The sequence below is a fragment of the Caulobacter sp. S45 genome, assembly GCF_903642205.1.
In the GTDB taxonomy this organism is placed as follows: Bacteria; Pseudomonadota; Alphaproteobacteria; order Caulobacterales; family Caulobacteraceae; genus CAHJWH01.
On sequence record NZ_CAHJWH010000101.1, the window covers coordinates 1 to 11,909 of the forward strand.

At 70.1% G+C, this 11,909-nt stretch carries 15 protein-coding genes, 1 tRNA gene and 1 pseudogene; all 17 read right to left on the reverse strand.

Translation table 11 applies throughout. The annotated features are described in order from the left end of the window. A pseudogene (locus HUV06_RS10650) lies at positions 1-236 on the reverse strand (energy transducer TonB); the annotation flags it as partial. A gap of 10 nt (positions 237-246) precedes the next feature. Next, positions 247-681, reverse strand: coding sequence for a biopolymer transporter ExbD (locus HUV06_RS10655; RefSeq protein ID WP_174301252.1), 435 nt, complete (start codon positions 679-681; stop codon positions 247-249). A gap of 5 nt (positions 682-686) precedes the next feature. After that, a complete protein-coding gene (gene exbB / locus HUV06_RS10660) occupies positions 687-1,592 on the reverse strand; it encodes a tonB-system energizer ExbB (protein WP_174301253.1) in 906 nt (301 codons plus the stop codon). A gap of 364 nt (positions 1,593-1,956) precedes the next feature. After that, positions 1,957-2,032 (reverse strand) — tRNA-Phe (locus HUV06_RS10665). A 30-nt stretch (positions 2,033-2,062) separates the two neighbouring features. Next, a complete protein-coding gene (locus tag HUV06_RS10670) occupies positions 2,063-2,257 on the reverse strand; it encodes a DNA gyrase inhibitor YacG (RefSeq protein WP_174301254.1) in 195 nt (64 codons plus the stop codon). Continuing rightward, complete coding sequence (locus tag HUV06_RS10675; RefSeq protein ID WP_174301255.1) at positions 2,254-3,270, reverse strand: ribonuclease E/G; 1,017 nt, start codon at positions 3,268-3,270, stop codon at positions 2,254-2,256. The genes HUV06_RS10670 and HUV06_RS10675 overlap by 4 nt, the downstream gene beginning before the upstream one ends. After that, the gene (locus HUV06_RS10680) at positions 3,270-3,857 is read right to left on the reverse strand and encodes a nucleoside triphosphate pyrophosphatase (protein WP_174301256.1); all 588 of its coding nucleotides are present in this window, start codon (positions 3,855-3,857) and stop codon (positions 3,270-3,272) included. The genes HUV06_RS10675 and HUV06_RS10680 overlap by 1 nt, the downstream gene beginning before the upstream one ends. Beyond that, on the reverse strand, positions 3,854-4,300 hold the full coding sequence (locus tag HUV06_RS10685; protein WP_174301257.1) for a low molecular weight phosphatase family protein: 447 nt from the start codon (positions 4,298-4,300) through the stop codon (positions 3,854-3,856). Before HUV06_RS10685 ends, HUV06_RS10680 begins: the two co-directional genes overlap by 4 nt. Beyond that, complete coding sequence (locus HUV06_RS10690) at positions 4,301-4,771, reverse strand: UPF0262 family protein (RefSeq protein ID WP_174301258.1); 471 nt, start codon at positions 4,769-4,771, stop codon at positions 4,301-4,303. Then, positions 4,768-6,090, reverse strand: coding sequence for a histidinol dehydrogenase (gene hisD, locus HUV06_RS10695; protein WP_174301259.1), 1,323 nt, complete (start codon positions 6,088-6,090; stop codon positions 4,768-4,770). Before hisD ends, HUV06_RS10690 begins: the two co-directional genes overlap by 4 nt. A 2-nt stretch (positions 6,091-6,092) precedes the next feature. Beyond that, on the reverse strand, positions 6,093-6,572 hold the full coding sequence (locus HUV06_RS10700) for a DUF2948 family protein (RefSeq protein ID WP_254601058.1): 480 nt from the start codon (positions 6,570-6,572) through the stop codon (positions 6,093-6,095). 2 nt (positions 6,573-6,574) lie between these two features. Beyond that, a complete protein-coding gene (murA, locus tag HUV06_RS10705; protein ID WP_174301260.1) occupies positions 6,575-7,858 on the reverse strand; it encodes a UDP-N-acetylglucosamine 1-carboxyvinyltransferase in 1,284 nt (427 codons plus the stop codon). A 114-nt stretch (positions 7,859-7,972) separates the two neighbouring features. Then, a complete protein-coding gene (locus tag HUV06_RS16035; protein ID WP_217433785.1) occupies positions 7,973-8,206 on the reverse strand; it encodes a DUF559 domain-containing protein in 234 nt (77 codons plus the stop codon). Positions 8,207-8,360: 154 nt separating this feature from the next. Then, positions 8,361-9,080, reverse strand: a complete 720-nt coding sequence (gene scpB, locus HUV06_RS10715; protein ID WP_174301261.1) for an SMC-Scp complex subunit ScpB — start codon at positions 9,078-9,080, stop codon at positions 8,361-8,363. Then, complete coding sequence (locus tag HUV06_RS10720; protein ID WP_174301262.1) at positions 9,077-9,892, reverse strand: ScpA family protein; 816 nt, start codon at positions 9,890-9,892, stop codon at positions 9,077-9,079. The genes scpB and HUV06_RS10720 overlap by 4 nt, the downstream gene beginning before the upstream one ends. Positions 9,893-9,899: 7 nt before the next feature. Continuing rightward, positions 9,900-10,985: a beta-N-acetylhexosaminidase gene (gene nagZ / locus HUV06_RS10725; protein WP_174301263.1), complete on the reverse strand. Its 1,086-nt coding sequence runs from the start codon at positions 10,983-10,985 to the stop codon at positions 9,900-9,902. Between the two features lie 7 nt (positions 10,986-10,992). Then, positions 10,993-11,909 (reverse strand): SPOR domain-containing protein (locus tag HUV06_RS10730; protein WP_217433786.1); only part of this gene is annotated, 917 nt, incomplete at its 5' end.

Here is an 11,909-nt window from a genome sequence, read left to right on the forward strand (position 1 = left end):
GGAGGTGGCGGGGGGGCCAGCTTCGTCAGGTCCACCTTGACCGCAGTGTCTTCCTGGACCGCGTAGTGGGTCTGGAACTTGGACTTCCAGAGGAAATAGATCAGCACCGCGTGCACCAGCACCGAAATGACGATGCCGACTATGGCGCCCGCGCTGAGCTTCTTGCGCCGCCGGGGACGCTCGTCGAGCAGCGGGTCGTAGTGGTGGTGCGGCTCGGCGGGGGATTCTACGGACATGGGCCCCTCCTCACTTGCTGTTGTCCTCGCCCACGAGGGCCACGCTGTAGAACCCGTTGTCCTGAAGTTTGTTCATCAGGCCAAGGAAGTCGCCGTACTCGGTGTCCTTGTCGGACCGGATGTAGATGCGTTCCCGCGCCGGGTCGCGCGTCCCCACGGCCTTCTTGAGGTCAGCCGGCAGGGTGTCGAGGCTGGTGGAGAAGTCGCCGATGAAGACGCTGCCGTCCTTGCGGATGGTCAGATAGACCGGCTTCGGCGGGGTCGGCGACGGCTTGGCCACCGCGGTCGGCAAGGCCACCTTGATGGAGACGCTGGCCAGGGGCGCGGCGACCATGAAGATGATCAGAAGGACCAGCATCACGTCCACGAAGGGCGTGACATTGATCTCGCTGTTGGCCTTGACCGAGTACCGGCCGCCCCCGCCTCCAGAGAGTTGGGCACCCATGAGGCTTAAGCCCCCCGGTCGAGCTGGCGGGAGATCGCGTTCATCAGCTCGACGATGAAGCCTTCGGTCCGCGTGCCGTAGCCGGCGATCTGGGTCTGGAAGTAGTTGTAGAAGATAACCGACGGGATGGCGGCGAACAGGCCGATACCCGTAGCCAGCAGGGCCTCGGCGATGCCCGGCGCCACGACCGCCAGGTTGGTGGTGTTGGTCTTAGCGATGCCGATGAAGGAGTTCATGATCCCGTAGACGGTGCCGAACAGGCCGATGAAGGGGCCCGAGGAGCCGACCGAAGCCAAAAACTGCATGCCGCTGGACAGGCGCTTGCCGATGGTCGCCTGGACGCCGGACACCGCCAGAGAGGCGCGGTTGATGGTGGAGCCGCGGTGCTCGCCGGTGACCGACAGACCCGCCTGGCGAGACAGCTCGACCTCGTTGGAGGCCGCCGCGGCCATGTCGGCGAAGGGATTGCCCTCGAATTCCTCCTGCGTCGCCACCCGGTTCATGTCGGTGATGGAGCGGGCGTCGCGGAAGGCTTCCAGAAACTTGGTGGTCTGGCGATTCAGCAGGGCCATGTTGACCAGCTTGATGATCAGGATGGTCCAGGACACAATCGAGGCGACCAGCAGGCCGGCCATAACGGTCTGAACTACCGGCGTGGCGCCCAGGAACATGCCGACCGGGCCGTTGGCGACCCCGGCCTTGATCGAGGTGGGTGCGGCCACCTGACCGCCGTTGCTGACATCGCCCGAGCTGTCGGCGGCGGGCGCCGTGCCCTCAGTGGTGTTGGAAGCCGAGGCCGCGGCGGTGGACGTGTCGGTCGAGTTCTGCGCGAACGCCGGCGCACTCACCGTCATCAAAGCGACCGCGCCAAGCACGGCGAGGAGGGGGGTCGTTCGTTTGCTTTGCAGCATCTTCAGCCAGTTCCTGGTTGATCGGGCAATGTTACGACGGGCGTTGCGCGACAGCGGTTTCCACCCTCATTCCTTCGTCACGGATCGGCTTGATGTTGCTTTTTCCAAATCCGCCAAGTTCCCCCCTCGCTTGGACCCGACCGGTGAACCGGGGAGGTTTGTCGAGCGCGAGGGCCGTCCGCGCCACTCACGCGGCGCAAGTCTTACCGCAATTTCATCAAATCGCGACCAAGCTCCTTTCGCAACGCCCTCCCGCGGCGTCAAGCGCTTTTGGGGCGATCAAAGTCGCAGGTTCATGCATCGGGCAAAGGACTGCGCAAGCGCCCGGTTAATCAGCAGGAAGTGGAAACAGGGAGCGGCGCCGTGGTGCCTGGGGGCGGATTCGAACCACCGACACGCGGATTTTCAATCCGCTGCTCTACCAACTGAGCTACCCAGGCCCAAAACCACTCGGGTCAGGCGAGCGGGCTCTATAAGGGATCGCTCCAGCCTCGTCCAGCCTCGCCCCCGGCCGCTTCGCCGTCCTCCGCCTCCACGGCGGGTACGGCATAGGCGCCGGAAAACCAGCGCTGCAAATCCAGGTCGGCGCAGCGCCTGGAGCAGAAAGGCTTGTAGGCGGGGTCTTCCACCGGGCGTTTGCAGATGGCGCAGGTCGGCTTGCTCATAGCGTGCAGATATCGGGAGGCGAGCGGCCTGCGCCAAGCTTCACCCTGACGCTGAAGCGTGGCCCGAGGTGCGCGACCCAGGGCGCGGCGAGCACGGCCACTTCGGGCGGGCAGACCGCCACCAGGCGCGAGCCGGGATCGAACCGGCCCTGGCGTTCCAGCGCCCGCACCACCGCTTGGGCCGCCGTGCGGGCGTTCAGCTGACCGTCCTTGTCGACAAGCTGCTCATGCAGGGGCTGGCGCAGGTGCGGCTTGGCCAGCTCCATGACCCCGAAACGGCTCACCGGGGCGATCACCACCTCAGGCCCGTCCGGCGCGAACGCATCCCGGGCCGCAGCCTGCAGGCGACTGTCGTTCTTGGGGAAGCCGATCAGGTCGATGGCGACCAGACCGCCGAGCGCCTTCAGCCGCAGCAGCCGCGCCGCCTCCGCCAAGGCTGACAGGTTGGCGCGCGAGACCGAGACGGAGCCTCCGGTCTCGGCCAGGTCGACGTCCACCGCCGTCAGCGCTCGGGTCGGCTGCACCGTCAGGGTCACCCCGTCGGGTCGGACATGCTCAGCGGCGATCGCCGCCGCCTGGGCCGCGTCCGCCAGTTCCCTGGCCTCGTCACCCGTCGTCCACAGCTTGAAACCGAGATCGGTCAGCTGCTGTTCGACAGTCGGCGCGGCGGACAGCAGCCCCGGCGTGGAGCCTGGAGCGAGCCCGGAAAGCCGCAGCGCCGCCGGTTTCTCCCGGACGGGTTCGGCCACGACCTCGACCTGCAGCCGCTCTCCCACATGGGGTGCGGCGGCGAGGCCGCGCAGGCGCAAGGCGCCGCCCGGGCCGCCGAGCTCCAACCGGGCCAGGCCCATGCGCTCGGACACCGCCTCCACCCGCGCCGCGTAGCGTGCGCCCAGGCGAGGCGTTATGTCGTCCTCACGCCAGATCAGCAGTCGCTCTGGCGAGCCGTCCAGCATCACCACGGCGCGGACTTCGCCCGGCGCGCGGTCGAGGAAGGCGCACCGCTCGGCCATCACCTTCGCCAGCCCCGCCCCTGCAGCAGGTTCAGCGTCTCATAGAGCGGCAGGCCGACCACGGCGGAATAGGAGCCTTGCAGGTCCATGACGAAGGCCCCCGCCCGACCCTGGATCGCGTAGCCTCCGGCCTTGCCCAGCCCCTCGCCGCTTTCGACATAGGCGTCGATCTCCTGCAGCGTCAGGCGCTTGACGTGCAGCCGGGTGTCGACCCTCCGGTACGCGGGAGCTGTATCCGGGCCGCTGACGGCGACCGCTGTGTGGACGCGGTGCGCCCGCCCGCCGATCAGCTCCAGGCAGCGGCGGACCTCCCCATCCGTCTCCACCTTGGGCAGGACGCGCCGGCCGACCGCCACCACCGTGTCGGCGGCGAGCACCAGGGCGTCCGGCCGGCGGACGGCCACCAGCGCAGCCTTGGCGAGGGCGAGCCGCACGGCCAGGCGCGCGGGAAGCTCGTCGGGAAGGGGCGTCTCGTCCAGCTCTGCCGGATCGCAGGCCTGCGGCTCGATGCCGATCTGGCGCAGCAGGGCCAGTCGACGCGGGCTGGCGCTGGCGAGCACGAGCGGCCGCCCTTCCCTGGCGCTCATCCGCCAAAGCCCTGCAGGGCGGGGAAACGCGCATCCAGACGGCGGCCCAGCTCGGCGCGCAGGTTGCGGAAGGCGGTGAGGCGCTGCTCGCGGGAGCCGACCTCCAGCGTCGGGTCATAGATGGGCCAGTACTCCAGCTCCACCGCGCGCCCGCGGCCGAGCTCGCCCGCGCGGTGATGGGCCTCGGGCGTGAGGGAGATGACCAGATCGAAGGAGTCGTCCTCCAGCTCGTCAAAACCCTTAGGCTGGTGTCCGCTCAGGTCCAGCCCGACCTCGGCCATCACGGCTGCGGCGAAGGGGTCCACCGAGTCGGCGGGCTTCAGCCCGCAGCTGTCCACGAAGACCCGCGCCCCGAGGCGCTGGCGCAGCAGCGCCGCCGCCACGGGCGAGCGCACCCGGTTCAGGTTGCAGGCGAACAGCACCGCGTCAGGCAGCGTCGCCACTCAAGGCCGCCGCTGCAGGGCGCAGATCAAGGTGAACAGCCGCCGCGCGGTGTCGAAATCCACCGCGATCTTGCCCTCCAGCCGCTCGCGCAGCTTCTCGGAGCCTTCGTTGTGCAGGCCGCGCCGGCCCATGTCGACGGTCTCGATCTGGGCTGGGGCGGCGTGGCGGATGGCGTCGTAGTAGCTCTCGCAGATCATGAAGTAGTCGCGGATGATGCTCTTGAACGGCGTCATCGAGAGCAGGTGGCGCCGCTTGAAGCCCTGGCCGGTGATGTCGAGGGCCAGGCGGCCGTCCTGGAGCGATATCTTCAGCGCGTAGGGGCCGTCCGCCGCGCCTTCGGGCTGGAAACTGTTCTCCTCCAGCAGGTCGAAGATGGCGACCTGGCGCTCATGCTCCACATCGCGCGTGGCCGGGGCAAGCGACAGCTCGTCGATGTCGATCGACGCCAGCCTGTGATCGCCTGCGGTCATTCGGCGGCGTGGGCGTGCCCGAACCCCTCCTGCTCGATCTCGGACGTCAGGCGCAGGGCGGCCGAGCGGGCGTGTGCGGGCAGGCCCTCGGCCTCGGCCAGCACACGCGTGTGCGGCCCGAGGATGGCGAAGGCGGCCGGGTCGCAGCGTACGATCGAGGTGCGCTTCAGGAAGTCATAAACCGACAGGCCGGAGGAGAAGCGCGCCGCACGGCTGGTGGGCAGCACGTGGTTTGAGCCCGCCACGTAATCACCGATCGCCTCTGGCGTGTGGCGGCCGAGGAAGATGGCTCCGGCGTGACGCACCCTGTCCGCCAGCCGCTCGGGCTGGTCCAGGGCGAACTCCACGTGCTCCGGCGCGATGAGGTCGACCAGGGCGGGCGCGGAGTCGAGCGGCGCGATCACGAGGGCGCCGTGGTCGCGCCAGGCGGCGACGGCGACCTCGCGCGTGGCGAGGCTTGCCAACTGGCGCTGCACCGCCTGCTCCACCGCCGCGGCGAAGGTGGCATCGTCGGTGATCAGGATGGACTGGGCGTCGGGGTCGTGCTCGGCCTGGGACAACAGGTCGGCCGCGATCCAGTTGGGGTCGTTGTCGGCGGTGGCGACCACCACGATCTCCGACGGGCCGGCCAGGGCGTCGATGCCAACCACGCCGTAGAGCCGCCGCTTGGCTGCCGTGACGTAGGCGTTGCCGGGCCCCACGATCTTGTCCACCGGCCGGATCGGGCCGGCTCCGTAGGCAAGGGCGGCGACGGCGTATGCCCCGCCGAGCTTCCAGATCTCGGTGACGCCGGCCTCGTGCGCCGCCGCCAGCACGGCCGGTTCGACGCGGCCGGGGGGCGTGACCATGGCGATACGATCGACGCCCGCCACTTGGGCCGGCACGGCGTTCATGAGCACGGTGGAGGGATAGGCCGCCCGGGCGCCGGGCACATAGACGCCCACCGATTCGAGCGCAGTCCATCGCCAGCCGAGCTCAACGCCTGCGGCGTCGGTGAAACGGGCGTCGGCGGGACGCTGGCGCCGGTGATAGTCACGGATGCGCCCGGCGGCGAAGGCGATGGACTCGCGCACCTCCGATGAGCAGGCGGCTACGCCAGCTTCGATCTCCTGAGGCGTGACCCGCAGGGTGTCTGCGGTCAGCTCGGCCCGATCGAACCGACGGGCATAGTCCAGAACAGCCTCCAAACCACCGGTACGCACGCCCTCGATGATGGCGCTGACCGCAGCGTCGACGTCGGACGGCGAACCTCGCGGTTCGTTCAGGAAGTCACGGAAGGCGGACGCGAAACTCGGATCGGCGGCGTCGAAGCGGCGCATGATCAGATGTCTTCGACGGCGGCCAAGGACATGCCGGCCATGTGGTCAGGCGCGCGGGTCGCCGGCCAGGCCTCCGAGACGTCGGCCAGCACCGCGTCGATGCACTCAACCTCCGCGGCGAGATCGCCGCCATGGGAGAAACGGATCAGCACCTGACCACCGGGCGCCTCGCCCGCCTCGAACCCCAGCGCCAAGCAGGAGACCAGGGCGCCCGGGTCCTCGCTGGCAAGGCCGCGCTGGCGCACCCGGGTCACGTCGCCGAACTGCAACGCAGCGACGACGCGCTCGCCGCAGGAGCCCTCGGCGCCCTCCCAGCGATAGCGGTTGAACATGATGGTGAGGGTGCGGGCCCTTGGCTCGTAGCGGATGTCGCCCACGTGGGCGATGGCGTCCTGCAGCGCCGCGGACAGAATTTGTAGATCGTCCTCGTCCTGGGCCAGCAGGCGCAGGGAACGGCAGGGATCGGACACCTCGTCGCCCATGCTCAGCCCTCCTCATCGTCCGAAAGACGTCGGATGCGCGCGCCACAGGCGGACAGCTTGGCCTCAAGCCGCTCGAACCCGCGATCCAGATGATAGACCCGGTTGACGACCGTGTCGCCTCGCGCGGCGAGGCCCGCGATCACCAGGCTGACGGAAGCGCGGAGGTCGGTGGCCATGACCTGCGCGCCTTCCAGCCCGCCCACGCCCCTCACCCGCGCCTCTCCGCCCGAGACGGTGATGTCGGCTCCGAGCCGGCTTAGTTCGGGCGCGTGCATGAAGCGGTTCTCGAAGATGGTCTCGCGGATCACGCTCTCGCCGTCGGCCAGCGTCATCAGAGCCATGAACTGGGCCTGCAGGTCGGTGGCGAAACCGGGATAGGGATCGGTGGAGAGATCCACCGCCCTCAGGCGGGCTCCGTTGCGCTTCAGGGTACACGAGCCATTGCCGCGGGTGACCTGGACGCCGGCCTCCTCCATCTTGTCCAGCAGGATGGCGATGTGGTGCGGGCGCACGCCGGTGAGGGTCACCTCGCCTCCCGCCATGCCGGCGGCCATGGCGTAGGTTCCGGCCTCGATCCGATCGGGCACCACGGCGTGGGTGGCCCCGTGCAGGTGCGCCACGCCGGTGACGCGGATGGTCGGCGTCCCCGCGCCGCAGACCTTGGCGCCCATGGCGTTCAGGCAATCGGCGAGGTCCTCGATCTCCGGCTCGCAGGCGGCGTTGGAGATCACCGTCTCGCCCTCGGCCAGCACGCAGGCCAGCAGGGTATGCTCGGTCGCGCCCACCGAGACGAAGGGAAAGCTGATCTCGGCCCCCTTCAGCCCGCGCGGAGCCTGGGCGTAGACATAACCCTCGTGCAGGTCGATCGAGGCGCCCAGGGCCTCCAGCGCCTTGAGGTGCAGGTCGACCGGGCGAGCTCCGATGGAGCAGCCGCCGGGCAGGCTCACCTTGGCGTGCCCGGTGCGCGCGATCAGCGGCCCAAGCACGTTGAACGAGGCCCGCATCTTGCGCACGAGGTCGTAGGAGGCGAAGGCGCTGACGATCTCGGGCGTGTGCAGCACGGTCTCAGGGCCCGCGCCGTTCTGGCTCTCGGTGACCTCGGTCCCCAGCCGATGCAGCAGGCGGCCGAGGAAGCGGGTGTCGGCCAGGCGCGGCATGTTGGTGAGGCGCAGCGGCTCGTCGGAGAGCAGGCTCGCGGCCATCAGCTTGATGGCCGAGTTCTTGGCGCCGCTGATGGGGATCTCACCCTCCAGCTGCGCGCCGCCGGTGATGGCGATCTGGTCCATGCGACGTCTGCTCCAGAAGGCGGTGGTTTCTACAGCAGCGCGGGGCGGGCGCAAGGTTGGCGCGGAGGCGAAGCTTCATCCTCCCCCGCGCAGCGGGGGAGGTGGCGCGGCGCGCTAGCGCCGTGACGGAGGGGGCTTGTAGAGCGCCGCGGCCTGGCGGGTGACGCCATCTGCGATGGCTCCTGCGTTGGTAAGGACCTCGGAGGCGGGAATGCGGACGATCATCAAGCCTTGGGCCGACAGCCACGCATCGCGCGCTTCGTCGCGGGCGGGTCGATCTCCGAGGTTGTGAGCCCAGCCGTCGACCTCGACAACGAGCTTCGCCGCCGGACAGTAGAAGTTCAGCACGTACGGGCCGAAGGGATGCTGGCGGCGGAAACGGGGCAGACCTCCGCTGGTGTCCGCATGTGTTGCCAGAGTGCGACCTCCGGCGGCGTCATCTCGCGACGGAGGCGCTTGGCTGATGACAGGGTGCGTTCGCCGGTTCTCATCCGTTTGCACCCTACGAGCCCCCTCCACCGGGCTTCGCCCGGTCCCCCTCCCCCGCTGCGCGGGGGAGGATAAGATCGCCCTCTCTGCCCACAAAGTCCTGGACGAACTCCGGGCGGTCGCCGTCCTCCAGCGGGTCTTCGTCCTCAGCCTTCGCCGCACCTGGCGTCGGCATGCTGAAGCCTGGCGGCAGGTCGAGGCTCAGCAACCCCGCGGCCTTCATCTCCGCCATGCCGGGCAGGTCGGCCATCGAAGCCAACCCGAAGTGCTCCAGGAAGGGATCGGTGACGCCGTAGGTCACAGGCCTCCCCGGCGACCGCCTGCGGCCCCGCATTCGCACCCAGCCGACCTCCAGCAGGACGTCGAGCGTGCCGCGGCTGAGGCTCACGCCGCGGATGGCGTCGATTTCGGCGCGGGTGACAGGCTGGTGGTAGGCGATTATGGCCAGGGTCTCCATGGCGGCGCGAGACAGGCGGCGTGGCTCCTCGCGCCGATCCTGCAGCAGGGGCGCCAGGTCCGGCGCCGTAGCGAAGCGCCAGCGGCCGCCGACGCACTGCAGCTGCACGCCCCTGTCGGCATAGCGCGTCACCAAAGTCGCCAGAGCGCCGACTACGTCGGCGTCGCCCAGCCTGGTCGCGAGGTCCTGCAGCGACAGCGGTTCGGCGGCGGCGAACAGCAAAGCCTCGACCTGACGTTCGAGCGCCAGCACGCTGAAGATCGCCTCCGTGCTCACGCCGCGCCGTTTGCGGTTGCGCGCAGGTAGAGGGCGGCGAAGGCCTGGACCTGGCGAAGCTCCAGCGCACCGTCGCGGGTCATCTCCAGGCCGGCTGAGAAGGTCGAGGCCAGGCAGGAGGCGCGGCTCGGCCCCTCCCCGTCCAGGCTCCCGCCCTCGGGGGCGACCTCCTCCAGCGGCGTCCAGGCCCGCAGGCGCGGCAGGAACTGGTGCAGTCTCTCCCGGGCCGCCTCCAGCGGGTAGGCCTCCACGCGCGCAGGCGGGTGGTACTGGGCGGCGAGCGGCCGCAGTCGGGCGCCCGCATAGGCGCTCATCAGATCGTAGAGGTCTGCCTTCAGGGCCAGGGCCGAACGCACGGTACGCTCCGCAGCCGCGCCGCGGGGGAACACGTCCCGGCCGAGCTGCGGCGAAACCTTCAGCGCCTCCGCCGCGCCGCGCATAGCGTCCAGCTTGGCCAGCCGAAAGGCGAGGGCCTCCGCAAGCTCCTCGGCCGGCGGCTCCTCGGACCCGTGCGCCTGCGCCTTGGGCAGCAGCAGGCGCGACTTCAGGTAAGCGAGCCAGGCGGCCATGACGAGGTATTCCGCCGCCAGCCCGAATCGCAGCCGCCGCTGGGTCTCCACGAAGGCCAGGTACTGCTCGGCCAGGCGCGCTATGGAGATCTGCAGCAGGTCGACCTTCTGGCCCCGCGCTAGCGCCAGCAGCAGGTGCAGCGGGCCCTCATAACCGTCGAGCGCCAGCACCAGCGCCTCGCCGGAGTGGGAGGCCTGTTCCGCGGCCTCGAAGTCGAGGGCGGGCTGGAACGGAAGGGTCACGGCGGCGTCACGCCAGGCCGGCGCGGGCGAAGATGTCCTGGCTGGCGGCGGCCTCGTGGCCGGCCAGGCCCAGCTCGTCCAGGCGGGCCTCGGCGGCGTTGGGGTCGAAAGGCTTGCTGCGGCGGGCAGGCGCACGGGCGTCGGCGGCCCGTTCGGCGGCGCGGCCCGCGAGGTCTCCACAGTGGTCCGCCACCGCACGAAGCTCCGCCATCAGGTCGCGCACCGGCTCGCCGACAAGTGCGCCGTTGCCGTGCAGGGCGACATCGCATCCGGCCTGCATTGTGCGGCGCGTCCGCTCGGCCAGGCTGCCGCCGAGCGCACGCATGGAGAGATCGTCCGACATCAGCAGGCCGTCGAAGCCGATGTGGCCGCGGATCACGGTGGAGATCGCCCGGTGCGAAAGGGTCACGCAGTCCTGCGGATCGACGGCGCGGTAGGTGACGTGCGCGGTCATGGCCATGGCTGCGTCGGCCAGAGCGCGGAAGGGCTGGAAGTCGGTCTCCTCCAGCTCGGCCAGCGAGGTGGAGACGACCGGCATGGCGTGGTGGCTGTCCAGCTCCGCCCGCCCGTGCCCGGGGATGTGCTTGATGACCGGGACGACGCCACCGGCCAGTAGTCCGTCCACAGCGGCCCGGCCGAGCGCGGCAACCTGCGCCACGTCAGCGCCGAAGGCCCGGTCGCCGACGACCCCGTGGCCCTTCGGGTGCAGCAGGTCCATGCAGGGCGCGCAATCCGCGTCGATCCCCAGCGACAGAAGCTCGTGGGCCAGCAGCCGGTGGTTCAGGGTCACCGCCTCCACGGCCTGCTCAGGGTCGCGCCCGTAGAGCTGGCCGAACAGCGCCGCCGGGCGCCGGAGCCTGGCCAGCGGCGGCTTCAGCCGCTGCACGCGGCCGCCCTCCTGGTCGATGAAGATCAGGGCGTTCGCGTCGTCGGCGGCTTCGCGCAAGCTGTCGTTCAGCCGGCGCACCTGGTCGGCGTCGACGATGTTGCGGGCGAACAGGATGAAGCCCCACGGCTTCACGTCGCGGAAGAAGGCGCGCTCCTCGGCCGTGACCAACTGACCTGCGCAGCCGAGGATGCAGGCGGCGGTCAAGCTAGGCTCAGCCCTTAACCAGGCAGGTCTTGCCCTTGGCCCTCAGCGCCTCGCAGAAGGCCTGGGCGTCGGCGCGGGTGGCGAAGCCGGACAGCCAGGTGCGGTAGAGCGTGGTCCCGTCCTTGTCGAGCGGCAGCACATGCTTGGCCTTGCCGCTCATTTTGCCAGGCAACGCGGAGGAGACATCCGCGTATCCCTTGTCCGCCAGGGCGCTGGAGGAGAAGGCGCCGATCTGCACCACCGACCTGCCGCTGGGTGCCGACGCGGCGGCGACGGAAGAGGTGACCAGGGCGCCGACAGGGTCGGTCGCCGCGAGCTTGGAGGCCTTGGCCTTGTGAGCAACGGCTCTGGCGGCCGCGGCGGACGCATCGTTGTCAGCGTCGGCAGCCTCGGTGCGGGTCGCTCCCGCGGCGGCCAGTTCCGACTCGTCGAGCTTGCCGCGGAGCGCCGGGTGGTGCAGCGGCGTGAGAGCGGCCGTCTTAGTCTCAGCTGTGCTGGTGTCGGCGCTCGTCGCGGTCTTGGTGACGGTCATCTTGTCCGAAGATGTCTTGCTGGCGGCCGACTGGGTCGTCGTCGACTTCGTCTCGGCCACAACGGTCTTCTTGGCCGGCGCGGCGGCGAGCTTGGCGGGGGAAGGCTCCACCGCCTGCTCGGTGGGCGTCGGCCGTCGCTCGATGTGGGTCGGCGCGGAAGGCTTGGCCAGCATGGCCACGGTGGCGGCGCTCGGCGCCGGGCGGGGCGCCGGCTGCTCGGCGGAAGGCGCGAACGTCGGCGCGGGCGAGGCGGCGATCGTGTTGGCGGCCAGGCTTGGCGCCGGCGACTCGCCGGCGTTGTAGACGTCCAGGCCGGACGAAGGCGCCGGCGCGTTGGCGGCGGTCTGGCTGGCGGGCGGCGGCGCGGTCTTCACCGCCATCACCGGCTCAC

Bases quoted from the DNA above. Each gene is read 5' to 3' on its own strand.
- HUV06_RS10655 (WP_174301252.1), bottom strand. From the start codon at position 681: ATGGGTGCCCAACTCTCTGGAGGCGGGGGCGGCCGGTACTCGGTCAAG.
- exbB (WP_174301253.1), bottom strand. From the start codon at position 1,592: ATGCTGCAAAGCAAACGAACGACCCCCCTCCTCGCCGTGCTTGGCGCG.
- HUV06_RS10670 (WP_174301254.1), bottom strand. From the start codon at position 2,257: ATGAGCAAGCCGACCTGCGCCATCTGCAAACGCCCGGTGGAAGACCCC.
- HUV06_RS10675 (WP_174301255.1), bottom strand. From the start codon at position 3,270: ATGGCCGAGCGGTGCGCCTTCCTCGACCGCGCGCCGGGCGAAGTCCGC.
- HUV06_RS10680 (WP_174301256.1), bottom strand. From the start codon at position 3,857: ATGAGCGCCAGGGAAGGGCGGCCGCTCGTGCTCGCCAGCGCCAGCCCG.
- HUV06_RS10690 (WP_174301258.1), bottom strand. From the start codon at position 4,771: ATGACCGCAGGCGATCACAGGCTGGCGTCGATCGACATCGACGAGCTG.
- hisD (WP_174301259.1), bottom strand. From the start codon at position 6,090: ATGCGCCGCTTCGACGCCGCCGATCCGAGTTTCGCGTCCGCCTTCCGT.
- HUV06_RS10700 (WP_254601058.1), bottom strand. From the start codon at position 6,572: ATGGGCGACGAGGTGTCCGATCCCTGCCGTTCCCTGCGCCTGCTGGCC.
- murA (WP_174301260.1), bottom strand. From the start codon at position 7,858: ATGGACCAGATCGCCATCACCGGCGGCGCGCAGCTGGAGGGTGAGATC.